The sequence below is a fragment of the Anaerococcus tetradius ATCC 35098 genome (genome assembly GCF_000159095.1).
Classification (GTDB): domain Bacteria; phylum Bacillota; class Clostridia; order Tissierellales; family Peptoniphilaceae; genus Anaerococcus; species Anaerococcus tetradius.
Window position 1 is genome coordinate 21,723 of record NZ_GG666302.1, and the last position, 21,578, is coordinate 43,300.

Annotated in this window: 25 protein-coding genes and 1 riboswitch; of the genes, 23 read left to right on the top strand and 2 right to left on the bottom strand. The window is 35.7% G+C overall.

Annotated features, from left to right (window positions below):
* The first annotated feature begins 13 nt into the window (after positions 1 to 13).
* Entirely contained in the window at positions 14 to 559 is a 546-nt protein-coding gene (thiT, locus tag HMPREF0077_RS08415; protein WP_004837588.1) for an energy-coupled thiamine transporter ThiT, read from the top strand.
* A 50-nt stretch (positions 560 to 609) separates the two neighbouring features.
* On the opposite strand, the gene HMPREF0077_RS08420 is transcribed toward thiT, so the two are convergent.
* Together HMPREF0077_RS08420 and HMPREF0077_RS08425 are read right to left on the bottom strand one after the other, a co-directional pair.
* Positions 610 to 2,241 (bottom strand): hypothetical protein, encoded by a 1,632-nt coding sequence (locus tag HMPREF0077_RS08420; RefSeq protein ID WP_004837589.1) that lies wholly within the window; start codon positions 2,239 to 2,241, stop codon positions 610 to 612.
* Positions 2,234 to 2,986: an ABC transporter ATP-binding protein gene (locus HMPREF0077_RS08425; protein ID WP_004837590.1), complete on the bottom strand. Its 753-nt coding sequence runs from the start codon at positions 2,984 to 2,986 to the stop codon at positions 2,234 to 2,236. Before HMPREF0077_RS08425 ends, HMPREF0077_RS08420 begins: the two co-directional genes overlap by 8 nt.
* A gap of 138 nt (positions 2,987 to 3,124) precedes the next feature.
* On the opposite strand from HMPREF0077_RS08425, the gene HMPREF0077_RS08430 reads away from it, so the two are divergent.
* From HMPREF0077_RS08430 to fni, 22 genes are all read left to right on the top strand, one after another.
* Positions 3,125 to 3,487: a GntR family transcriptional regulator gene (locus HMPREF0077_RS08430; RefSeq protein ID WP_004837591.1), complete on the top strand. Its 363-nt coding sequence runs from the start codon at positions 3,125 to 3,127 to the stop codon at positions 3,485 to 3,487.
* A complete protein-coding gene (locus HMPREF0077_RS08435) occupies positions 3,484 to 4,167 on the top strand; it encodes an ATP-binding cassette domain-containing protein (RefSeq protein ID WP_004837592.1) in 684 nt (227 codons plus the stop codon). The genes HMPREF0077_RS08430 and HMPREF0077_RS08435 overlap by 4 nt, the downstream gene beginning before the upstream one ends.
* Positions 4,168 to 4,941: a hypothetical protein gene (locus tag HMPREF0077_RS08440; RefSeq protein ID WP_004837593.1), complete on the top strand. Its 774-nt coding sequence runs from the start codon at positions 4,168 to 4,170 to the stop codon at positions 4,939 to 4,941.
* Between the two features lie 118 nt (positions 4,942 to 5,059).
* On the top strand, positions 5,060 to 5,959 hold the full coding sequence (locus HMPREF0077_RS08445) for a diacylglycerol/lipid kinase family protein (RefSeq protein WP_004837594.1): 900 nt from the start codon (positions 5,060 to 5,062) through the stop codon (positions 5,957 to 5,959).
* A gap of 92 nt (positions 5,960 to 6,051) precedes the next feature.
* Positions 6,052 to 6,531, top strand: a complete 480-nt coding sequence (locus HMPREF0077_RS08450) for a CarD family transcriptional regulator (protein WP_004837595.1) — start codon at positions 6,052 to 6,054, stop codon at positions 6,529 to 6,531.
* Between the two features lie 10 nt (positions 6,532 to 6,541).
* Positions 6,542 to 7,645, top strand: coding sequence for a PIN/TRAM domain-containing protein (locus HMPREF0077_RS08455; protein ID WP_004837596.1), 1,104 nt, complete (start codon positions 6,542 to 6,544; stop codon positions 7,643 to 7,645).
* Positions 7,638 to 8,342: a 2-C-methyl-D-erythritol 4-phosphate cytidylyltransferase gene (ispD, locus tag HMPREF0077_RS08460; protein ID WP_004837597.1), complete on the top strand. Its 705-nt coding sequence runs from the start codon at positions 7,638 to 7,640 to the stop codon at positions 8,340 to 8,342. The genes HMPREF0077_RS08455 and ispD overlap by 8 nt, the downstream gene beginning before the upstream one ends.
* A complete protein-coding gene (gene ispF / locus HMPREF0077_RS08465) occupies positions 8,342 to 8,818 on the top strand; it encodes a 2-C-methyl-D-erythritol 2,4-cyclodiphosphate synthase (RefSeq protein WP_004837598.1) in 477 nt (158 codons plus the stop codon). The genes ispD and ispF overlap by 1 nt, the downstream gene beginning before the upstream one ends.
* The gene (metK, locus tag HMPREF0077_RS08470) at positions 8,818 to 9,987 is read left to right on the top strand and encodes a methionine adenosyltransferase (RefSeq protein WP_004837599.1); all 1,170 of its coding nucleotides are present in this window, start codon (positions 8,818 to 8,820) and stop codon (positions 9,985 to 9,987) included. Before ispF ends, metK begins: the two co-directional genes overlap by 1 nt.
* An 8-nt stretch (positions 9,988 to 9,995) precedes the next feature.
* A complete protein-coding gene (mreB, locus tag HMPREF0077_RS08475) occupies positions 9,996 to 11,045 on the top strand; it encodes a rod shape-determining protein (protein ID WP_004837600.1) in 1,050 nt (349 codons plus the stop codon).
* A complete protein-coding gene (gene gpmA / locus HMPREF0077_RS08480) occupies positions 11,045 to 11,734 on the top strand; it encodes a 2,3-diphosphoglycerate-dependent phosphoglycerate mutase (protein ID WP_004837601.1) in 690 nt (229 codons plus the stop codon). Before mreB ends, gpmA begins: the two co-directional genes overlap by 1 nt.
* A gap of 220 nt (positions 11,735 to 11,954) precedes the next feature.
* Positions 11,955 to 12,614 carry a winged helix-turn-helix transcriptional regulator gene (locus HMPREF0077_RS08485; protein ID WP_004837602.1) on the top strand — a complete coding sequence of 220 codons (660 nt, stop codon included), beginning with the start codon at positions 11,955 to 11,957 and terminating at the stop codon, positions 12,612 to 12,614.
* 72 nt (positions 12,615 to 12,686) lie between these two features.
* A riboswitch (FMN riboswitch) is annotated at positions 12,687 to 12,801 on the top strand.
* Positions 12,802 to 12,859: 58 nt separating this feature from the next.
* Positions 12,860 to 13,456 carry an ECF transporter S component gene (locus HMPREF0077_RS08490; RefSeq protein ID WP_004837603.1) on the top strand — a complete coding sequence of 199 codons (597 nt, stop codon included), beginning with the start codon at positions 12,860 to 12,862 and terminating at the stop codon, positions 13,454 to 13,456.
* Positions 13,457 to 13,529: 73 nt separating this feature from the next.
* Positions 13,530 to 13,976, top strand: a complete 447-nt coding sequence (gene tsaE, locus HMPREF0077_RS08495) for a tRNA (adenosine(37)-N6)-threonylcarbamoyltransferase complex ATPase subunit type 1 TsaE (RefSeq protein WP_004837604.1) — start codon at positions 13,530 to 13,532, stop codon at positions 13,974 to 13,976.
* On the top strand, positions 13,957 to 14,646 hold the full coding sequence (gene tsaB, locus HMPREF0077_RS08500) for a tRNA (adenosine(37)-N6)-threonylcarbamoyltransferase complex dimerization subunit type 1 TsaB (RefSeq protein WP_004837605.1): 690 nt from the start codon (positions 13,957 to 13,959) through the stop codon (positions 14,644 to 14,646). The genes tsaE and tsaB overlap by 20 nt, the downstream gene beginning before the upstream one ends.
* Complete coding sequence (gene rimI, locus HMPREF0077_RS08505) at positions 14,615 to 15,055, top strand: ribosomal protein S18-alanine N-acetyltransferase (protein WP_004837606.1); 441 nt, start codon at positions 14,615 to 14,617, stop codon at positions 15,053 to 15,055. The genes tsaB and rimI overlap by 32 nt, the downstream gene beginning before the upstream one ends.
* A complete protein-coding gene (gene tsaD, locus HMPREF0077_RS08510; RefSeq protein WP_004837607.1) occupies positions 15,048 to 16,058 on the top strand; it encodes a tRNA (adenosine(37)-N6)-threonylcarbamoyltransferase complex transferase subunit TsaD in 1,011 nt (336 codons plus the stop codon). Before rimI ends, tsaD begins: the two co-directional genes overlap by 8 nt.
* 1 nt (position 16,059) lies before the next feature.
* Positions 16,060 to 16,413 carry a hypothetical protein gene (locus tag HMPREF0077_RS08515; RefSeq protein ID WP_004837608.1) on the top strand — a complete coding sequence of 118 codons (354 nt, stop codon included), beginning with the start codon at positions 16,060 to 16,062 and terminating at the stop codon, positions 16,411 to 16,413.
* Positions 16,406 to 17,806 carry a S41 family peptidase gene (locus HMPREF0077_RS08520; protein ID WP_004837609.1) on the top strand — a complete coding sequence of 467 codons (1,401 nt, stop codon included), beginning with the start codon at positions 16,406 to 16,408 and terminating at the stop codon, positions 17,804 to 17,806. The genes HMPREF0077_RS08515 and HMPREF0077_RS08520 overlap by 8 nt, the downstream gene beginning before the upstream one ends.
* Before the next feature lie 105 nt (positions 17,807 to 17,911).
* Entirely contained in the window at positions 17,912 to 19,189 is a 1,278-nt protein-coding gene (locus HMPREF0077_RS08525) for a Glu/Leu/Phe/Val family dehydrogenase (RefSeq protein ID WP_004837610.1), read from the top strand.
* Positions 19,190 to 19,326: 137 nt separating this feature from the next.
* Entirely contained in the window at positions 19,327 to 20,535 is a 1,209-nt protein-coding gene (locus tag HMPREF0077_RS08530; protein WP_004837611.1) for an LCP family protein, read from the top strand.
* An 11-nt stretch (positions 20,536 to 20,546) separates the two neighbouring features.
* Positions 20,547 to 21,557, top strand: a complete 1,011-nt coding sequence (fni, locus tag HMPREF0077_RS08535; protein WP_004837612.1) for a type 2 isopentenyl-diphosphate Delta-isomerase — start codon at positions 20,547 to 20,549, stop codon at positions 21,555 to 21,557.
* Positions 21,558 to 21,578 lie beyond the last annotated feature (21 nt).

A 21,578-nucleotide genomic window follows, 5' to 3' on the forward strand; every position in this document is an offset into this window, starting at 1 on the left:
GGAGGTATTTTTTATGAAGAAAAATTGGTCAGTAAAAATGCTAGTCGAAGGAGGACTTTGTATAGCTCTTTCTTTCGTGCTAGGTTATATAAAATTATTTTCTATGCCCCAAGGAGGTTCAGTAACAGCTGGAGAGATGATACCTATAATTATCTTTGCCCTAAGACATGGAAGCCTTCAAGGAATAGTCGTTGGTGCAGTTTATGGCTTTATCCAATTGCTTTTTGGTGGTTCTGTCTATCATCCAATCCAAGCCCTACTCGATTATCCGGTAGCCTTTGGAGTTTTGGGACTAGCTGGAATATTTGCCAGCCAGTTTGAAAAAACTAGAAGCATCAAGCCAGTTTTCTATGGAACATTTTTGGGAATTGCCCTAAGGATGCTTGCCCATACCCTAACTGGAGCTATATTTTTCGCATCCTACGCCCCAGAAGGACAAAATCCTTGGATGTATTCAATAATTTATAATGCAAGTTACTTGGCAGTAGAATTTGTTATAACTGTAATAATCATCTACCTACTAAGAAATGTAATAACAAAAGACTTGCAAAGAATATAAAAAAGGTCGGTGAGCTTATTCTCACCGACTTTTTAGTTTCTAATTTTTTTTTAGTTTCTAATTTTAAAGGTCCTTGGTGCGTATTTATAGATTAAAACTTGGCTTAGGACTATGAAGCTTAGGATAAAGATTGACATAATCATCAAAAACACTCCATAAGAAACCTTTCTTGTGATTTGAGGAAGGATGAAAAATACCGAAGCGTAGACGAGTCCGTCTATTAGCATAACAGCTTTTCCAGTTTTCTGACCTTCCCTGTTGAAGGGTTGGAAGAGATAGTATTCCATCAAAGGCAAGTTTACAAAAAACAAGTCTAAGAGGATTATATAGATTATAGTTAAAATCTTTTGATTAAGGCCAATTGTCTTATCAAAGCTTGCTACAAGAAGGTAGATAGCTATAAGGATAAGGCTTGGTATAATCATTATTTTAAAAAGAGAGATAGATCTTTCCTTGTACATAGCTAGGATATTTTTCTTATCCCTATAAAAACCATAAGGCATAAGTCCTTGGTCGCAATTTAGGTACATGCTTCTTATTATATTATCCTGCCTTAATAGCATATACATGATTAGGGGGATTATAAAGGCGGCAATTTTATTCAAACTATCTTCGCCACTATAGCCATATTTGGACAGTAAGGCTACTATAACAAGGCCGACTGCTACAAGGATACCAGTTTTGATTAGTATTGGCTTTTTGATTAGCCTCTTGTGCCTTAGGAAAAATAGTCTGTTTAATTTCTTAAAACCTTCACCCTTAACTTTTTCTTGGCCTAGATCTTTTTCTTTGATTTTTATTTGATTTTCCTGAGCGTCCTTGATTGTATCCATGCTAAGTTCATATTTTCTGCTTGCTTTTTCAATTACAGCCCCATAAGAATTGAAATTTTTCATAAAAGCAAGGCTAAAGCAAAATGCAACTATGGATAAGACTAGAACTCCTAAGCTCAAATAGCTAGCTGGTATAGCAAGGTAGATATCTCCTAGGTACAAGCAAAGAGGGAAAATTATTATAGCAAACAAATGAACCCATGCACTATCCAAGATACTTCTTTCATATCGTAGACTTCGATTCATCCAGAAGACAGAACTTGCTAGTTCTATAAATAAGATGGCAAGGCTCATGGCTAGGGAATAAATTGGGGAAAGTCCAGCTAAAAAGTAAAAGGCTATTGCAAAAACAAGGCTCCTTCCCACAAATCTTAGGATAGGTTCGTAGTAGAGATAGGCTTTGAAAATATCCCTTGCATCCATAGAAAAATTTGTGAAAAGTTCATGGATGGAATTACCATTATCGACAATCATATTTCTAAAAAGTCCTATAACTATATAAAGAAAGCTTGGTACAAGAAGGCTTGCAGTATATTCGTCAAGAGTTAGGCCCGCCATATTATTTATAATGATTTCATTGCTTCCTAAAATTTTTAGAGCAAATTTATTATAATTTATCATAAAAATAATAGCCACTCCAAAAGCTAGAGCTGATTTAATTACTTGCCAAATAAGGGCAAAGAGTGGATAAAACATATAGACGATTTGTTTAAACTCGTAAAACCTATACTTATCTCCCAAAAATTTACCCAGGAGGGGAGTTTTTCTTATAAAGTAGACCATGCCATTGATTGCCTTGGCGAGGTCTATTCTTTTAATTAGGGAAAAAGTTCTTAGACTCTTATTCATGACCTTCCCCTAAATTATCTTCGATTCTTTTTATTTCACTTGCCTCAGCATCGCCAGCTAAAAGGCTTACTATAGTATCTTCAAAGTTTGGATCATCCTTTAGGAGGCCGTCTACTGGATTTAATTTTTTATCGTGAATTAGGACTATTTTATCGCAAATATCCTTAGCCAGTTGGAGGATATGGGTTGAGAAAATAATGATATGGTCCTTGTGGATTTCTCTAATAATTTTTTTCATCTGAACTTGGACTAGGACATCAAGGTTTGTAAGAGGCTCATCCATGAGGATGACCTTTGGTTTTAAAATCAAAAACATAATCATTTGAAGCTTGTTTTTCATACCAGTTGAGTAATCTTGGATAAGTCTATTTGAATCATCAACTTCAAGGTCAACAAGGCTTAGATAGTCGTCAAGATTTGCTAAATTTTTAATATTTTCTCGGTTGGCTTCAATAAAAAAGCTGATAAATTCCCTGCCAGTAAGAAACTTAGGAAGTTCTGGCTCGCTTACCATAAAGAAAACATCTTTAAAGTCGATAGGCTTTATAGAATCCTTATCTTCAAGTAAGACCTCTCCTTCATCCTTACTAAGAGAGTCAGTTATAAGCTTAAAGAGAGTGGTTTTACCAGCTCCATTTCTTCCCAAAAGAGCGTAGACTTCTCCTTGATCGAAAGTATAGGAAGCATTCTTTATTACATCCTTCTTGCCGAAAGATTTGGATAGATTGTTAATTATTAATTTCATAGCTTTCTCCTTTTCACTATTTTAACATAAAAAAATAATATAAAAAAATTTTCAAAAAAATTTGCAGTATTTTACTAGAGGTGGTATTATTGTATTAAGATAATAATACAATAATACAAAATTAAGAAAGGAGCTAAGATGGAATTTGATAATAATAGACCTATCTATCTCCAACTAGTCGATGATTTCAAAATAAAGATATCAGTAGGCGATTGGAAGGCAGGAGAAAAGATTCTTCCTGTAAGGGACTTGGCGAAAACTTATGAAGTAAACCCCAACACTGTCCAGAGGGCTCTTAGCGAACTAGAAAGAGAAGGTCTATGTGAAAGCAGGAGGACTGCTGGAAGATTTGTAACTGATGATAAAAAGATTATTGATAAATTATCTAATAGGGCCTTTTATAAATTTGCGGATGATTTTATAGAAGGGGCAAAAAGTCTTAATTTAGAAAAAGATAAGGCAATAGACTTATTAAAAAATTATTGGGAGGATAAGCAATGATAGAAATTAAGGATTTGACCATGATTTATAAGGGACGAGCTGTCCTAGATCATGTAAATTTGAATTTAGATAAGGGGCAAATCGTAGGCCTACTTGGAGAAAATGGTTCGGGAAAGACTACCCTACTTAGGATTCTTGCAGGTCTTGAGAGAAATTATTTGGGAGAAGTTAAGATTAATGGCAAAAATCCAGGAGAAGAAACAAATAACTTTATCTCCTATCAGCCAGACCACTTGCCAATTGACCCTTCCCTAAAGATTTGTAAGCTTTCTAAATTATACAAAAATTTCTTTACGGATTTTGATGAAGGGAAATTTCTAAAGATGATAAGTGATTTTGACATAGATATGAATTTGAAAATCAAGGAATGTTCTAAGGGTATGAAGGATAAGATTCAAATAGCCCTTAGCCTATCAAGAAAAGCTATGATTTATCTTTTAGATGAGCCAATGAGTGGAATTGATCCAAAATCAAGAAAAATCATCCTTCAAACAATCATAGATAACTTTGATTACGAGGGGATATTGATAATATCAACCCACCTTATAGGAGAAATCGAAAAAGTGCTTGATAGGGCAATTTTCATAGACCAGGCGAGAGTTTTAGTCAATGAAAGAGTAGATGACATTAGAGAAAAACAAAAGATGGGTGTCGAAGAATACTTTACGGAGGTAATTTAGATGAAAAACTTACTCAAACAAATATTAAAAGAAGACTTTTTTGCCATTCTACCTTGGCTTTTTATTCCTTTGATTGGAGCCTTAACGGGACTTAAACTAACCCATCTTACGGGAATAGATGGTTTTAACATAATAACAGTTATATCTATAACAATCTTAGCTGCAGGACCTTTCATAGGCTTGATAATTCTTGTCCTAAGAGATAATGACAGGTTCTACGGCAAATATGCTGCACTTTACTCAACCTATCCAGCAAGTACAAGAAAAATAAGCCTTGCTAGGCTACTAAATTACACGATTTTGGGAATATTCATGAACCTTGTCTTAATGGTAAATATTTTCTTAGTAGCACCCTTAACCAACAAATGGATTAACTTTGCCGGATTTTTTAGAGAGATTAAGAATGTGCTAAGTCTTATGACTTATGACCAGTATATGGTGGCAGTCAAGGGTATATTTTCTATATTTGTCTTCGGGATAATGATTTCTCTAACTATGATGGCGGCCTTGAGTATTGGAAATTCCTATTATTTCAAAAGACTTGGCAAATGGGGGTCAACCTTCGTAGCGGTTTGTCTAGTGATAATTGAAAATTTAATACAAATAAAATTATTTGCCCAATATTCTGTCAATGCCAGTATATATGAGGGAGCAAATGCCAGCATTAATTTCTTTGAAATGAATTATATCTTTGTTATTTTTGTAATCCTTGAGCTAGCCCTCCTATATTTTGCCACAGAATACTTCCACAAAAAGAAACTTTCTGTAGCTTAGTAAATTAAAATCTAGGTCTAAATCGCCTAGATTTTTTTATATACAAATCAGAGCTTTTAAAATAGCTAAATAAATAGTAAAGTTATCCTAAAGATTACTTATTTCTTAGGAGCTAAAAATGAAAGACTTGTTATTTATTTATAATCCAAACTCAGGCCAGCAAATTATTACTGATTATATTAGTTGGATAGTGGATTTTTTGAGTGCGAAAGGTTATCTTGTTACAAGCTATGCAACCCAACAAGCAGGAGATGCAAGAAGACTTGTAGAAGAGCTTGGCTATAAATTTGATAGAATTATGGTTTCAGGTGGTGATGGAACTTTGGATGAAGTAATCTCTGGAGCTCTTAAAGCTGGGATAAGCCCTAGTTTTTCATATTTGCCTACAGGATCTACTAATGACTTTGCAAGGTCTCTTGAGATTCCACTTGATATAAAAGATGCCACAGAGCTTGCTATAAGTGATAGCACAAAAGAGATAGATATAGGAAAGATAGATGATAAATACTTTGTCTATGTGGCAGCCTTTGGAACGATTTCTGATGTTTCTTTCAATACTGACCAAGATTTGAAGAATATCTTCGGTAGGAGCGCCTATGTCTTTGAAGGCCTTAGAAAGGCCCTTCCCCTCCAATCAATGGATGCAAATCATGCCATAATAGATTTTGATGATGAAGAAATCGAAGGTGATTTTGTTCACTTTATGGTTACAAACTCCTATTCAGTAGGAGGTTTTACCAATATAATTAGCGAAAATGTAGGTCTTGATGATGGAATATTCGAGCTAACAATGGTAAAAAAACCTAATAGCCTTTCTGATTTAAACAAAATAGTATCAGCCCTTACCAATAGGAAGGAAAACGAGATGGTTATTTTAAGGCAGGCTTCATCATTTAGGATAAGGACGGACAAGGAAATAGCCTGGTCACTTGATGGAGATTACGGTGGTTCTAGCAAGGATGCCAAAATAGAAATTTTGAAGAAGAGAATTTGCATAAAAAATGGTCTGAAGGATTGAAATTATTACTAGATTGTGATATACTGTTCAGTCTGCCATTTACTAAATTTACCAAATAGGTTATAATATAATAGAGAACCTAGGAGGTAAAAATGTTTAAAATCGGCGATAAGATTGTATATCCTATGCATGGTGCAGGAATCATTGATTCGATAGAGAAAAAGGAATTTTTGGGAGAGGAAAAAGATTATTTCATCCTAAAGATGCCAATAGGGGATATGGATATATCAATCCCTACAAATAAAATCAATGACATGAACATCAGAGATGTTATAAGTAAAGAAGAGGGAGATAGGGTACTTAAAATTCTTGACGATGAACCAAGTGATATGAGTAGCAATTGGACAGTAAGATACAGACAAAATCAAGAAATCCTAAAGACAGGCGACATATTTGAGATTGCTAAAATGGTTAGAAACTTAGCTATTTTGGACAAGGATAAGGGACTTTCTACCACTGAAAAGAAACTTTTAAATAGGTCAAGAAGAATTCTCGCAAGCGAATTAGTAATGGCAGGTTCTCTAGAAAAAGAAGAAGCGGAAAAAATGATTGATGAGTCCATAGGACTCTAAGGAGAAATAAATGAAAAGAATAATTCGATTAGTGCTTTCAATAATCGGAGCTGTTCTTGGCATAGTGATTTTAAGACTTGTTAATGCCGGCACGGATTTTTTACCAGGCGCCGGCTTTGCTATAATCTTTGCTCATATTGCAGCAGCTTTATTGGGAGCATTAGTTTTTTACATGTTAACTGATAGGTTTTCTGATAAGTTTTCGGAAGGTTTTAACTTATTTGAAGACAATTTAAAAAAACTTCCAGCTAATAAGCTTATTGTTGGTATATTAGGTGCCATCTTAGGATTTTTGATAGCAGCTTTGGTAACCAGACCCCTAACCGAACTAACCATTCCTTATGTAGGAAATTTAATTTTTGTGCTATTATCTATTTTATTATATATCGGGCTAGGCTATATGGGTTGGAGAGTTGCATCTAATAATGCAGAGGACATCCTCGGTATATTCCAGAGAAAAGAAACTAAGGATTTGAAAGAAACTAGGGGCTTTATCTTTGATAGAAACAAGCACAGTGCTACTCCTAAAATCTTAGATACTTCTGTAATAATAGATGGAAGAATTTTAGATATTATAGAAACAGACTTCATAGAAGGAGAACTTGTGGTAAGCGAGTTTGTCCTTGAAGAGCTCCAACATATAGCAGATTCTCCTGATGACCTAAAAAGAGAAAGGGGCAGGAGGGGCCTTGATATAATCAACAAGATTAAAGAAAATAAGAAAATCAAGCTAAAGGTTATAAACAAGGACTATAAGGACATAAAGGAAGTTGATTCTAAGCTATTAAAGCTTGCTATTGACTTGAATGGTAAGATTTTTACTAATGATTATAACTTAAATAAGGTTGCAGATGTCCAAGGAATACCAATCCTAAACATAAATGACCTTGCCAACGCCTTAAAGCCTGTGGTTATACCAGGTGAGATGATGAGAGTTGATGTCATCAAGGAAGGTAAGGGCAAAAATCAAGGTGTAGCTTATCTAGAAGATGGAACTATGGTTGTAGTAGAAGATGGTGTGAAATATATTGATCAAACAATAGATGCGACTGTTACATCAGTGCTTCAAACATCAGCCGGAAGAATGATATTTGTAAGGCATAAGAATGATTGATGGAAAGTTTTTATCCTGCATAGTAACAGCAGCAGGATCAGGTCAAAGGATGAAATCTAAGATTAACAAACCCTACATAGAAGTAGGGGGAAGGAGAATATTGGAAATCACCCTAGATACCATAACAAATATAGATTTAATTGATGAGATTATACTTGTCATCAGAAAAGACGATAGTCTGTTAGTAGAAGAGCTTCTAAAGAAGTATTATAAGAATATTCGCTATGTATATGGCAAAAATACTAGGGAACTTTCGACCTTTGAGGGTCTAAAGGCCCTAGATCCTAGCTGTGATTTGGTCTTAACCCATGATGGGGTAAGACCTTTTGCAAGCCCTGAACTTTTTCTTAAAACCATAGCATCCCTCAGGGATAATAAGGCTGTAATTACTGCAACCAAGTCTAAGGATACAGTAAAAATCGTAGATGAGAATATGTATGTAGACTTTACCCCAAACAGGGATTATGTTTATAACATCCAAACCCCACAAGCTTTTGATAAGAAGCTAATATTTTCCATGTATGAAAAATATCTAGAAAGTGAGTTTAAGGTTACAGACGATTCCCAACTTTTCGAATTTTTCGATAGGGACGAAAGGGTCAAGGTTGTCCATGGCGAGTATTCAAATATTAAAATAACAACCCAAGAAGATATAATTTTTGCAAATGCATATCTTCAGAGGAAAAAGGACGTATAATGAGAATTGGAATTGGTTATGATGTTCACAAATTAGTTGAAGGAAGAGATTTGTATTTGGGAGGAGTTAAGTTTGATTACGAACTAGGCCTTTTGGGCCATTCAGACGCAGACGTCCTAACCCATGCAATAATGGATGCTATACTTGGAGCCTTGGCTAAGCCTGATATTGGAAATTTGTTTCCAGATACAGACCCAGCCTATAAGGATATATACTCCATAAATCTTCTAGATATGGTTGTAGCTCTAATGCAAGAAGAAGGCTACGAGATTGGAAATCTCGATACGGTAATTATTTGTGAAATGCCAAAAATATCCCCACTTAGAGAAGAAATAAGGAAACTTTTGGCTAAACATCTCAAATGTGATATAGAAAATATAAGTGTTAAGGCTTCTACTAGTGAAAAACTAGGTTTTACCGGTAGGGGTGAAGGGATAGAAGCTCGCGCAGTAGTTCTTTTAGAAAGAAGGAAATAATGAAAAAATTAATAACAAGCGAATCAGTAACAGAAGGACATCCAGATAAGGTATGCGATCAGATCTCTGATGCAATCCTTGATGAATGTCTAAGTCAAGATAAGGATTCAAGAGTTGCCTGCGAGACTGTAACAACAACAGGTCTTGTCCTAGTAGTAGGGGAAATATCTACACAAGCTTATGCTCCAATAGAGGCCATAGTAAGAGATACTATCAAAGAAATCGGCTACGATGATCCAAGCCTAGGTTTTGATTATTCAAATGTAGCAGTTCTAACATCCCTCATAGAGCAATCAGCAGATATAGCCCAAGGCGTAGATTCTGCCCAAGATTATCAAAATAGCCATGATGACTATGACAAAATTGGAGCTGGAGATCAGGGTATGGTATTTGGCTATGCCGATGATGAGAGTGATGAATACTTACCTCTATCAGTTGTCTATGCCCAAAAACTTTCCCAAAGACTAAGTAAGGTTAGACGTGATGGGGTTTTATCCTACCTAAGACCAGATGGAAAGAGCCAAGTAACCGTAGAATATGATGATGGAGTCCTAAAAAGAATAGACTCCATAGTAATATCTGCCCAACACAGCCCTGATGTATCTTTAGAAAAAATCAGAGAAGATATAATCAGAGAAGTAATTGATAAGGTAATTGACGCAAATCTCATGGATTGTAATACAAAAATCTATGTAAATCCAACAGGTAAGTTTGTAATAGGCGGACCTAAGGGAGATAGCGGTCTTACTGGAAGGAAGATAATAGTAGACTCTTACGGTGGATATTCTAAATCTGGTGGTGGAGCTTTTTCTGGAAAGGATCCTACAAAGGTAGATAGATCTGCAGCCTACATGGCAAGATATGCTGCCAAAAACATGGTTGCAGCAGGCCTTGCCAAGAAATTAGAAATAGGCCTATCCTATGCAATAGGAGTTGCAAGACCACTTTCTATTTATGTAGATAGCTTTGGAACAGGAAAGTATGATGATGAAAAACTCCTTGAAATAGTTAAGGAGAACTTCGACTTTAGACCTCAAGCTATAATAGACAAGCTTGATTTAAAAAGACCAATTTATAAAAAGACTGCAGCCTTTGGACATTTCGGAAGAAATGACAAAGACTTTACTTGGGAAAGTCTAGATAAAGTGAATGATTTGAAAAAATACTAGGAGATAATATGGCAAGACTAAGAAGAGCTATTGCGATAGACTTGGGAACATCGTCAGTTTTAGTATATGTATTGGGCAAGGGAATAGTCTTAGAAGAGCCTTCTGTTATAGCGATAGATGTACTTACTGATGAAATCCTCGCTGTAGGAAGTGAAGCAAAAAAGCTTATAGGAAGAGCGCCGGGCAATATCAAGGCAATCATGCCTATCAAAGATGGAGTTATATCCGATTTTAAAGCGACAGAAAGAATGCTCAAATACTTCCTCGATAAGGCAGTGAAAAAAGCCTTGCTAAAACCAGACCTTCTTATATGCGTACCATCAAGGTCTACTCAAGTAGAAAAAAGAGCAGTCCTTCAAGCCAGCGATAATGCAGGTAGTCATAGGACTTATCTAATAGAAGAGCCCCTAGCAGCTGCTCTTGGTGCAGGATGTGATATAACTGATGTGGGAGGAAGCCTAGTAATTGATATAGGTGGAGGAACAAGCGACATAGCAGTTATTTCTATGGGCCAAGTTGTGGCAAGTAAGTCCGTTGATTCTGCAGGAACTTCCTTCGATAGGAAAATTAAAGATTATATTAGACAAAGATATGGTATATTAATAGGGGATACCAAATCAGAAGAAATCAAAATCGAAGCGGGACTAGCTGACCTTGAACAATCTCTAGAAGTTACAGGAAGAGCTATAACAAGTGGCCTACCTCAAAAAATATACCTACCTGTGGCAGAAATTTACGATTGTATAAGAAGTGAGATTGATTTAATTGTTGATGGAGTGAAGAAAGTCTTAGAAGTAACACCACCAGAGCTTGCCTCTGACATTTACGATAGGCAAATAATCCTAACAGGAGGAGCAGCAAATACTTTAGGCCTAAAAGATAGGCTTAGGGAAAAGCTTCAAATAGAAGTTAAAATAGCTGACAATCCTAGTGAATGCGTAATAATTGGAAGCTCCAAAGCCCTTAACTGGATGGACTCCCTAGACGAAGAAAGAAATAATGCTTTAAAAAGTAAGCAAAAAGAGTTAGAAATGGATGAAAAATTAAGGAGAAGATAATGACAAAGAAATTAGTTCTAGTAAGACATGGCCAAAGTGAATGGAACCTTGCCAACAAATTTACAGGCTGGGTTGACGTTAACCTATCTCAAAAAGGGGAAGAAGAAGCAAAAGAAGCTGGAAGAAAAATCAAAGAAGCAGGAATAATGTTTGATCACGCTCACACATCAGTCCTAACAAGAGCAATCAAAACATGTAACTTTGCCCTAGAATATTCAGGACAAATGTTTGTTCCAGTAGAAAAATCTTGGAGACTTAACGAAAGACACTATGGTGCTCTACAAGGCCTAAACAAGGCAGAAACAGCAGAAAAATATGGGGATGAACAAGTTCATATTTGGAGAAGAAGCTATGATACACTTCCACCAGAACTAAGTGATGAAGAAGCTAAAAAACAAAAAGAGCTTCCAATGTTCAAACACCTACCAGCTGATGTAGTTCCAAGAGCAGAAAACTTAAAGGTAACCCTCGAAAGAGTTCTTCCTTATTACTTCGACCATATTGCTCCACAACTTCTAGATGGAGAAACAGTCCTAGTAGCAGCTCATGGTAACAGCCTTAGAGCCCTAGCAAAACATCTAGAGAAAATCTCAGATGATGACATCATGGGCCTAGAAATTCCTACTGGTCAACCTCTAGTTTACGAACTAGATGACGAACTTAACGTAGTGAAAAAATATTATCTATAAAACATGGAGCCTTCAGGGGCTCTTTTTTTTGAGAAGATATAAGCTATCTTTATGCTAATCCCCCTTAGGCTATTAATCATTAACTAGCTATTAATGATACAAGGAAGATATTGCTAATGCTTTATTTTGCAGGCTTATTATATATAGGGTAAAATGAAATAGACGGGATATTTGTCCACATTACATAATTAAGGGCTTGTTCCTTAGAATAGGAGGAATAATGAGGATTCTGTCTGTAGAAAATGAAAATGGGGTATCCTCACTTATCAATACTCGTTTTAACAAAAACGAGGTTCTTGTAGAAAGGATAGATTCCATTAATGATCTCTTGTTTAGAGACCTAAAGGGCGTTGACCTAATTTTGGTAGACATGACTCACAATAAGTGCATTCAGGTTATTCAATTTATTAAACAAAAGACCAAAATTCCTGTTATCTATCTTACAGAAAGGTATAAGAAAAATCCTTACGAGCAAGAGATAGATGATAAGGACTTTGTAATCCATTCTCTAACTAGAGAAGAGTTTATAAAGGATATATTTAGAAAGGTTGAAGAGCTAAAAGAGGCTAATATCGTAAGCTTGGGCATATGTAGCTTAGAAGAGGATAATGGAATCTTTAGGATAGGAAACGATATCTTAGATCTTACTAGAAGCGAGATTGCTATTTGCTCTATTCTTATTAAAAATATGGGTAGGGTCTTATCTAGAGAAGACATAGTTAATGATATGTGCGCTAAAGGCTTTGATACAACCGAAAGGTCTGTAAGAGAATACATAAGAAAGATAAGAAGTCAATTCAAAAAAGCAAAAATTAACCCAATAAAGACCATTAATAAAAAGGGCTATATGTGGATCTTAAATAAGTGTGAAAACGAATAGCAAATTTTCTTGAAATTATTTTAAGCATATGGTATGATGGTTTTAACAAAAACTAAACAAAAGTCGCAAAAGCGACATCTTCAGGGAAAGGTGTGATTCCTTAACCGGCGGTATAGTCCGCGAGTCGAATGACTGAATTGGTGAGATTCCAATACCGACAGTATAGTCTGGATGAAAGAAGATTATAATAATCTGCTTTTTTTGCCCTGATCTTGGGCATTTTTTATTGCCCTAAAGGAGGAAGTATGAATAGAAGTAAAAGTTTTAGTTTAAATTCAGCTGTAAAAGTTGGTGTCTTGGCAGCCTTTGCCTACATATTGATGTTTATTCAATTCCCAATACCAATAGCCCCACCATTTATGAAAGTCGATCTTGCTGATGTGCCAGCCCTCATAGGTGGCTTTGCTATGGGTCCTTGGTATGGAGTTCTTATCCAACTTATCAAAAATATATTGAATCTTACAAAGACAACAACAGGTGGTGTTGGAGAGTTATCTAATTTCATAGTTGGTGCAGTATTTGTTTATGTTTCATCAAGTATTTATAAGAATAGAAAGACTAAAAAGAATGCTCTCTTCGCTTTAAGCCTAGGAGTTGTAGCGATGACTGCAATTGCTACCATATCCAATGCTTTTGTAGTTTTTCCAACCTATGCTAGGGTTATGGGTATAGACCTAAATGCTTTTGTAGCAATGACAGCTAAGACAAATGGCCTTGTAAAGAGCTACTTTTCTCTAATGATTTTATCAATATTACCATTTAATATAGTTAAGGGCCTTATAGCAAGTCTTGTTACCGATTTGATTTATAAGAGAGTATCACATATAATCAAGTACAAATAGCTTATTAGCTCAATCAGACCGATTGGGCTTTTTTATTTGCTCTTTCTTAGTATAATATAAATTAAGAGGAATTATGATTATTAAAAATTTAGAAGAATTAAAAAATTTTGCAGATAAATTCGCCTCTCTTTTAAAAGAAGGCGATGTCGTTAATTTAATAGGAGATATGGGAGCGGGCAAGACTACACTTACAGGCTATATTTGTAAGTATTTTCATATAGACGATTCTTCATCTCCTACTTTTGCTATTGTAAATATTTACGATGGAGATAAAAAGATTTATCATCTTGATCTTTATAGATTTGATCATCCAGACGATGTATTGGATATAGATTTTGAGGAATATTTTTATCCTCAAGATGCTATCACTATTCTTGAATGGGCAGAAAATGTCGAAGGCTACTTGCCAAATGATATGATTAATCTAGAGATAAAAAAGATAGATGAGACTAGTAGACAGCTTATTATTGATAATGATACTCCTAGGGGAAGTGAAATAAATGAATATTTTAGCAATTGATACATCTACAATGATTTCTACTGTAACTATATCAGATGGGGTGGAGATTATTGGAGATTTTAATGTCAACCAACAAAAAACTCATAGCGAATCCTTGGTTCCTATGATTGAAAGTCTTTTGTCCCTTCTTGGAATGAAGATAGCCGATATTGATAAATTCGTCATAGCCAAGGGGCCAGGTTCCTTTACAGGCCTTAGGATAGGAATGACCATAGCAAAGACCTTGGCTCAAGTAGGAAATAAGGATTTGATCCCAGTATCTACACTCCTTGCCCTAGCTAATAACTCTTCATCAAAGACTCTTAAATTACCTATGATTGATGCAAGGGGAGATAGGGTGTATGCGGCCTGCTTCGATGGGGATTTCAATGAACTTATTAAGGAAGATTTATATAATATTGACGATTTAGCTAGGCTTGTCAATGATTTAGATCAACAAGTCGAGCTTATTGGAACTATGAATGAGAAATATAGGGATAAATTTACTAAGGCAAGGCCTCTTTCTCTTAATTTCAACAATTCTATAGGCAGGTCTTTGATTAAGATAGCCTTAGAAGATAAGGCCCCTAGCCCAAAACTTTATGAACTTGTTCCAAATTATCTAAGGGCTAGTCAAGCAGAAAGGCAGTTACATAAAAATGATAAGAAAGATGGAAATAAGGGATGCTGACAAGGTCTATGAAATAGAAAATGCATCTTTTTTCGAACCTTGGAGCAAAAAACAGCTTATAAAAGAGCTTATGGACAATTCCCTCTTGAAGCACTATGTTTATGAACTTGATGGAGAAGTTGTAGGCTTTTATATAGCTAGTAAGGTCCTTGATCTTGTAGAGATTTTTACCATAGCTGTTGACGAAAATCACAGGCAAAAAGGAATTGCCAGCGAGCTTCTTAGGCATTTGATAGATAAGAGTAAAGAAAGTGGGACAAGTGAAATTTGGCTTGAGGTATCGGTCAAAAATATCAAGGCTATTTCCCTTTATGAGAATTTCGGATTTGAAAAAGACGGCATAAGGAAAAATTATTATCAGAAGTTGGGAGAAGATGCCTACAATATGAAGAGGAAATTATATGAGTGATTTTTATACAATGGGAATTGAGACCAGCTGTGATGACAGCTCGGTTGCAATTTTAAAAAACGAAAGAGAAGTTTTGGTTAATTTGATATCATCTCAGATAGATATCCATGCCTTATTTGGTGGAGTCGTACCAGAAATTGCCAGCAGAAAGCATCTTGAGGCGATAAATCCTCTGATCGAAAAGGCCCTAGCTGATGCTAAGCTTAGCTATGATGATATAGACCTTATATCTGTAACCAAGGGTCCAGGTCTTATGGGATCTCTTTTGGTAGGGATTTCTGCTGCCAAGGGACTTTCTCTAGCTACAGGCGCCCCCCTAATCGGTGCAAATCATATGCAGGGTCATATATGTGCTAATTATCTATCAAATAAAGATTTGAAGCCTCCTTTTATAAGTCTAGTTGTATCAGGTGGTCATACTTATTTGTGTAAGGTAAACTCCTATACTGATTATGAAGTTGTGGGTAGGACTTTAGATGATGCGGCTGGAGAATCTTTTGATAAGGTGGCAAGAAAGATTGGTCTAGGCTATCCTGGAGGACCAAAAATCGACAAGCTTGCCAAGGATGGAAATAAGGAAGCCATCGACTTTCCTAGGGTTATGCTAAAGAAGGGGTCCTATGATTTCTCTTTTTCTGGCCTAAAGACAGCTGTCCTTAATTATGCTAATAATATGGAACAAAAAGGCTTGGAGTTTAATAAAGCTGATCTTGCAGCAAGCTTTCAAGAAGCAGTTGTCGATGTTTTGGTAGATAAGTCCATGGCTTTATTAAAAGAAACTGGGATGAAAACACTAGCAGTAAGCGGAGGAGTTGCAGCAAACTCTAGATTGAAGGGGAGGTTGACAGAAGAATGTGAGAAGGAAAATATCAAATTCTACCACCCTTCAACCATACTTTGTACAGACAATGCGGCTATGATAGCCATGGCGGGTTATCTTAACTATAAAAACGGAGATGTGGACGATAATTTCATGAAAGTCTATCCGAATCTGGAATTATGATATGCGCAAGAGAAAAAACAAAGAAAGAAATGTAATAAGAAAATATAATAGCTTAGTTAAACTAAGCTCCTTGTTATGGTTTTTGTCGGGTTTGGGAGTTTTAGCCTTTGGTATATATTTTAGGGAGATATTTGAGATTGTATTTGGAGTCTTTGCTATGATTTATTCCCTCCTAAATCTCAAAAACACCAACTATAGCCAGGCCTCTATCAGAAGAGTTGAGTTAAATAAATTATCCTTTATAATCCTTTTTATAATAATTTATTCTCTAGTTAATCCTTTGGGTAATATTGCCCTTCTCTATGATCTCTACAAGAGAGATTTGGTTTTAAATGGAGGACTTATAGATGAATAAAAAACTAAGGGTTGGCTTTTTATTAATCATCCTCCTTTTTCTGACTTCTTGTGTAGAAAGAAGATTTGAATCAATGAAAATGAAAAAAGCCATGAGGGAATATGACAAGGAGGGACTTGTCCTTTCTGACGGTTCATTTTACCCAGATAAGATTACGGATTTTTCAGTAGATGATTACCTTAAATGGTATAAGGGTTTAAGCCATCCCCTAAAGCTTCAGCTTCCCAAGGTCCAAAGACCAAAAGAGCTTACTAAAGAGCAAAGAGTGGAGGACTTTAACTATTTCTTTGATCAAATCAAAAATAATTATCCTTTTTTTGGTGTCCTAAAGAGAAAGCACAAGATGGACTTTCTAAACAATTATGATAAGTATAAGGGCATGGTAGAAGCATGCAAAAATGACGAAGAATTTAGAAAAACCATGGAAGAGGTCATGCTAGACCTAAAAAATAATCACACTAGGATTGCAGATAGGGACTATGTCCTAAAGACCATGAAGTATTTTTCTAAAAATTGGAAGTCTCCGTCAATTTATTACGAATTTTTAAACCTAAATAGGCAGGTAGTTAGAAATAGGTATGGGATAGATGGAGTCCAAAGTGATACTGAGGCAAAGCTTGATCTTGATAGAAGATCGGCTATATTTGACAATATTTCTGATAACAATCTAGAATTTGAAGAAGCGGCTGATGGTATAGCCCTACTAAAAGTAAAGTCTATGGCATCTAGCGATAAATATAGCCAAGACCTCAAAGTCTTAAAAGAATTTCTCCAAAACAAACACCTATACAAGGCCCTAGCTATTGATATAAGAGGAAATACCGGAGGAAACATGGAATATTGGCAAAACTTCCTCCTACCTAAGCTAATAACTGGGCCAAAAACAGTTACTAACAATTTATTCTTCAAGGAATCTGACGAGTCTAAACTTATCTTTGCTGATAACAGTTTAAATGTAGAAAGACTTTCTAATGTCGATATCTCAGCAATAAAACTTGACCATGCTGATGATCTCAAGCGTTTTGACTTTTATATGAAGGAAGTCTTAACCATTAATCCAGATACATCGGATAAGGATTATGGCTATCCAGGCTCTATGTATCTTTTGGTAGATGGAGAAGTATTTTCTGCAGCAGAAGGCTTTGCAAACTTTGTAAAATATTCTAACACAGCAACCCTTATCGGACAAAATACTGGTGGAGATGGAATAACCCTAGGAGTAATAAATTCTGTTATGCCAAATTCTGGTCTAGTATTTACTTATACCAATACTCTCGGTTATGATCCAGCAGGAAAAATTAATGAAGAAAACCCAACAGCACCAGATATTTTATCCAAATCTTATAGGGATTCGATAACAACTATCCAACAGCTAATGGGGGCTAAAAATTGATGAAAACTTTCTGAAAAATTTCGGAAAGTTTTTTTATTTTTAAAATTGACTATCTATAAATATGTATGTATTATTATTAATATAAAACAATATAAGGAGCTAATGATGAGTGAAAAATTGGATATATTAGAAGCAACCAGATTAAGATACAAGGATGCTTGTGACAAACTTAATCTAGATCCTAGTGTTTATGAGATACTAAAAGAGCCTGAAAGAATCTTAGAAGTAGCTATTCCTGTAAAGATGGATAAGGGCTACACTAAGGTATTTAAAGGCTATAGGTCAGCACATTCTTCAGCCCTAGGCCCATCCAAGGGTGGAGTTAGATTTGATGATAAGGTTACAAGAGAAGAAGTTGAAGCTCTTTCTATGATGATGAGCATCAAGGTAGCCCTCCTAGGTCTTCCTCTAGGTGGAGGCAAGGGTGGCATTTGCGTTAATCCAAAAGAACTTTCCGAAAGAGAACTAGAGCTTTTATCCAGAGCCTATGTTAGAAGCATAAATAATTATTTAGGTTCTAGACAAGATGTTCCAGCTCCAGATGTAAATACTAATGCAAAGATAATGGGATATTTTATTGATGAGTATATAAGCCTAAATGAAGGTAAGCAAGATATAGCTACATTTACAGGTAAGCCACTTGCCCTAGGCGGATCTTTTGCTAGAGATCAAGCTACAGGTTTTGGTGTTGCTCTTTCTGTAAAATATTACTATCAAAGAAAAAATGAAAGCTTGGAAGGAAAAACTTTTATCTGCCAAGGCTTTGGTAATGTAGGATATTTTACCTGCAAGTATCTAAAGGAATTTGGGGCAAAGCTAATTGCTGTAAATGCTAGCGATAAAAATGCTCCATCAGGTTCTTCTGCTATAGTTAACAAAAATGGTTTTGATCCAGAAGCCCTACTAGAACTAAAGGAAGCTGGTAAGTCTGTCCTAGATTTTGAGGCAGAAGGAACTAAGAAGATTTCTAACGAAGAATTCTTTGGTTTAGATACTGACATTCTCCTACCTTGTGCCCTAGAAAATGTTATTACAGAAGATATAGCTAAGAGTATTAAGGCAGAAGTTATTTCTGAGGGGGCAAATGGCCCAACAACTCCTCTTGCATCAGATTTCTTAGAGGCTAAGGGAGTAACTATTATTCCTGATATAATGGCAAACTCCGGCGGAGTCTTGGTAAGCCATTATGAATGGATACAAAATCAACTAGGCTATTATTTCTCTTACGATCAAGTTAAAGATAAAGAAGAAGAAGATATGCTAAGAGTTTTCAAAAGAATTTTCGATATGGCAGAAGAAAAAGATGTCGACCTCAGACAAGCTTCTTTCATGGTAGCTATCAAATCTATGGCAGAAGCCTTGAAGTTTAAGGGAAGATATTAGAAAGTTCTAAGTGATTAATAAGGGGGCATCGCCTCCTTTTTTTTCGTGCAAATCTAAAGCTAAGTATCTTGTAGGAGATGTTATTTAGCATATAATAGTATAGATAAGGACTATTGAAATTTAGATAAGGAAATAAGATGAAACTAAAAAGAATTTTGGCAGTAGTTATGGTTGCTGTTCTAGCATATTTTGGATCAAGTGCAATTCTTGATAAGCTTCAAGCAAGAGAGCTAAAGAAGACCTTTGGCGAAGGTTATTCTTTCGATGATAATGCCGTTTCTACTAATGAACATGAGCATCTGATATTACTTGTTGGAGTAGATAAAAATTCAGATAGCGATAATAATGACGATTTTACCAGAACTGATACTATTATGCTTATGAAAGCAAATACTGAAACGGGCAAAATCGACATTCTATCAATTCCTAGGGACTCTAGGGTTAAAATAAGAGAAGAATTTGATAAGGTAAACCATGCCCATGCCTTTGGAGGAATTGAGCTAACTATGCAAACTCTAAGGAACTTTTTGGGTCTTGATATAGATTATTATGTACAAGTCAATTACAAGGCTGTAGAAAATATTATAGATGCCTTGGGAGGTGTAGACTTTGATGTGCCGGAAGGTGTCTCAATAGATGTCGGAAGACTAAAAATTAGAGAAGGAATGAACCATTTCGATGGTCAGCATGCCCTTTGGTATCTTAGAACTAGAAAAATCTATGTAAATGGTGATATAGGAAGGGTCAAGGCCCAACAAGGTTTTGTGAAGGCTATGGTCGATCAAATTGTATATAAGTCTAAAAAGATTAATCTTATGACTTTTATAACTAACTATTTGAAATATGTTAAGACCAACCTACCTATGCCAATCATGATGGATTTAGCTAATAATGTGAAAGTTTTCTCATCAGATAAGGTAAGCACCTATATGGTTCCTGGTCATGAGCAAACTATATATGGGACAAGCTATTATATACCTGACTTTGAAAAAACCTTAAAGCTTGTGGATAGGCACTTCAAAGATTTCAAACTTAAAAACTGGGATAAGTCTAAGGCGGGCTTCGAAAAAGAAGAGGAAGAAAATACTGGAAGTCTTAAACCTGATCCTCCAGTGGAAAATCAAGCACCAGCTAACCCTCCAAGCTATAATAGTAATACAAACAATGAAAGGTATTATTACTATGAGCCAGAGCCAGAAGGTCAATATTATGAGCCAAGTTATGAAAATACAGAAGATACAAGCAAACAAGAGCCTCAAGAGGAGAGTAAGCCTAGTGAGCCAGCCCCAGAAGCTCCTCAAGAAAGCACAGTCGAAAAAGCTGACACTAGCGATATAGACGAATAGTAGGTGGAGAAATGGAAGAAAGAAGATTAAGGAAAGACGAACATATAGAAAATTATTTAAAGAGTGAAAGTTTAACCAATAGCCTGCTAGACGATATTTATATAGAGCACAATGCCTTGGGAAATTTGAGCTTGGATGAAATTGATACATCCATAGAATTTTTAGGCAAAAAAATCACCATGCCTCTTATGGTTAACGCCATGACCGGAGGTGGTGAGGCAGGTTGCGATATTAACGAAGACTTATCATCAATTTGCGAGAGCGTAGGAATCCCTATGGCTGTAGGAAGCGAAGCTATAGCCATAGACGATGAAGAAAGTCGAGATGCTTTCACCCTAATGAAGGATAAAGAATTAATCAAAATTGGTAATTTGGGAAGTGAAAGAAGTCTAGAGGATTTTATTTTTGCAAGAGATTTAATCAAGGCAAATGCCATGCAGGTTCACCTAAACATAGCCCAAGAGCTGGTAATGCCAGAAGGGGATAGGGACTTTAGAAAGCTTGATGAAAATATCAAAAATCTAGTAGAAAATTTTGATTTGCCTATAATAGTAAAGGAAACAGGCTCTGGAATTTCCAAAAAAGTTGCCCAAAAGCTTATGACTATGGGTGTAAAATACATTGATGTAGCAGGCAAAGGCGGAACCAACTTCATAGAGATAGAAGATTTAAGAGATGTAGAAACAGACTTCTCAGAAATTTACGACTGGGGCATCCCTACAGCAAAATCAATTATAGATGTAAGAAGCGTATCAAAAAATGTATTTATAATCGCCTCAGGCGGTTTGAGAAACGCCATGGATATCGTAAAATCCATAATAATAGGTGCTGATATGGCAGCTATGAGCGGGGAAGTCCTAAGATATCTCCTCCATGGAGGCTATGAGGCTTGCGAAGACTTCCTAAGGGATTTAAATTACAAGATAAAAATTATTATGTGCCTAGTAGGGGCAAAAAATATCGAAGAATTGAAAAAAGTCGACTACAAAGTTATAGGTAGACTAAAAGAACTCTTGGATTAAAATTTTGAAATAAAGTAAATA

What these genes read in the sequence shown, in the direction of transcription:
- thiT (WP_004837588.1), top strand. Translation starts at nt 14, where the DNA reads ATGAAGAAAAATTGGTCAGTAAAAATGCTAGTCGAAGGAGGACTTTGT.
- HMPREF0077_RS08420 (WP_004837589.1), bottom strand. Translation starts at nt 2,241, where the DNA reads ATGAATAAGAGTCTAAGAACTTTTTCCCTAATTAAAAGAATAGACCTC.
- HMPREF0077_RS08425 (WP_004837590.1), bottom strand. Translation starts at nt 2,986, where the DNA reads ATGAAATTAATAATTAACAATCTATCCAAATCTTTCGGCAAGAAGGAT.
- HMPREF0077_RS08430 (WP_004837591.1), top strand. Translation starts at nt 3,125, where the DNA reads ATGGAATTTGATAATAATAGACCTATCTATCTCCAACTAGTCGATGAT.
- HMPREF0077_RS08435 (WP_004837592.1), top strand. Translation starts at nt 3,484, where the DNA reads ATGATAGAAATTAAGGATTTGACCATGATTTATAAGGGACGAGCTGTC.
- HMPREF0077_RS08440 (WP_004837593.1), top strand. Translation starts at nt 4,168, where the DNA reads ATGAAAAACTTACTCAAACAAATATTAAAAGAAGACTTTTTTGCCATT.
- HMPREF0077_RS08445 (WP_004837594.1), top strand. Translation starts at nt 5,060, where the DNA reads ATGAAAGACTTGTTATTTATTTATAATCCAAACTCAGGCCAGCAAATT.
- HMPREF0077_RS08450 (WP_004837595.1), top strand. Translation starts at nt 6,052, where the DNA reads ATGTTTAAAATCGGCGATAAGATTGTATATCCTATGCATGGTGCAGGA.
- HMPREF0077_RS08455 (WP_004837596.1), top strand. Translation starts at nt 6,542, where the DNA reads ATGAAAAGAATAATTCGATTAGTGCTTTCAATAATCGGAGCTGTTCTT.
- ispD (WP_004837597.1), top strand. Translation starts at nt 7,638, where the DNA reads ATGATTGATGGAAAGTTTTTATCCTGCATAGTAACAGCAGCAGGATCA.
- ispF (WP_004837598.1), top strand. Translation starts at nt 8,342, where the DNA reads ATGAGAATTGGAATTGGTTATGATGTTCACAAATTAGTTGAAGGAAGA.
- metK (WP_004837599.1), top strand. Translation starts at nt 8,818, where the DNA reads ATGAAAAAATTAATAACAAGCGAATCAGTAACAGAAGGACATCCAGAT.
- mreB (WP_004837600.1), top strand. Translation starts at nt 9,996, where the DNA reads ATGGCAAGACTAAGAAGAGCTATTGCGATAGACTTGGGAACATCGTCA.
- gpmA (WP_004837601.1), top strand. Translation starts at nt 11,045, where the DNA reads ATGACAAAGAAATTAGTTCTAGTAAGACATGGCCAAAGTGAATGGAAC.
- HMPREF0077_RS08485 (WP_004837602.1), top strand. Translation starts at nt 11,955, where the DNA reads ATGAGGATTCTGTCTGTAGAAAATGAAAATGGGGTATCCTCACTTATC.
- HMPREF0077_RS08490 (WP_004837603.1), top strand. Translation starts at nt 12,860, where the DNA reads ATGAATAGAAGTAAAAGTTTTAGTTTAAATTCAGCTGTAAAAGTTGGT.
- tsaE (WP_004837604.1), top strand. Translation starts at nt 13,530, where the DNA reads ATGATTATTAAAAATTTAGAAGAATTAAAAAATTTTGCAGATAAATTC.
- tsaB (WP_004837605.1), top strand. Translation starts at nt 13,957, where the DNA reads ATGAATATTTTAGCAATTGATACATCTACAATGATTTCTACTGTAACT.
- rimI (WP_004837606.1), top strand. Translation starts at nt 14,615, where the DNA reads ATGATAAGAAAGATGGAAATAAGGGATGCTGACAAGGTCTATGAAATA.
- tsaD (WP_004837607.1), top strand. Translation starts at nt 15,048, where the DNA reads ATGAGTGATTTTTATACAATGGGAATTGAGACCAGCTGTGATGACAGC.
- HMPREF0077_RS08515 (WP_004837608.1), top strand. Translation starts at nt 16,060, where the DNA reads ATGCGCAAGAGAAAAAACAAAGAAAGAAATGTAATAAGAAAATATAAT.
- HMPREF0077_RS08520 (WP_004837609.1), top strand. Translation starts at nt 16,406, where the DNA reads ATGAATAAAAAACTAAGGGTTGGCTTTTTATTAATCATCCTCCTTTTT.
- HMPREF0077_RS08525 (WP_004837610.1), top strand. Translation starts at nt 17,912, where the DNA reads ATGAGTGAAAAATTGGATATATTAGAAGCAACCAGATTAAGATACAAG.
- HMPREF0077_RS08530 (WP_004837611.1), top strand. Translation starts at nt 19,327, where the DNA reads ATGAAACTAAAAAGAATTTTGGCAGTAGTTATGGTTGCTGTTCTAGCA.
- fni (WP_004837612.1), top strand. Translation starts at nt 20,547, where the DNA reads ATGGAAGAAAGAAGATTAAGGAAAGACGAACATATAGAAAATTATTTA.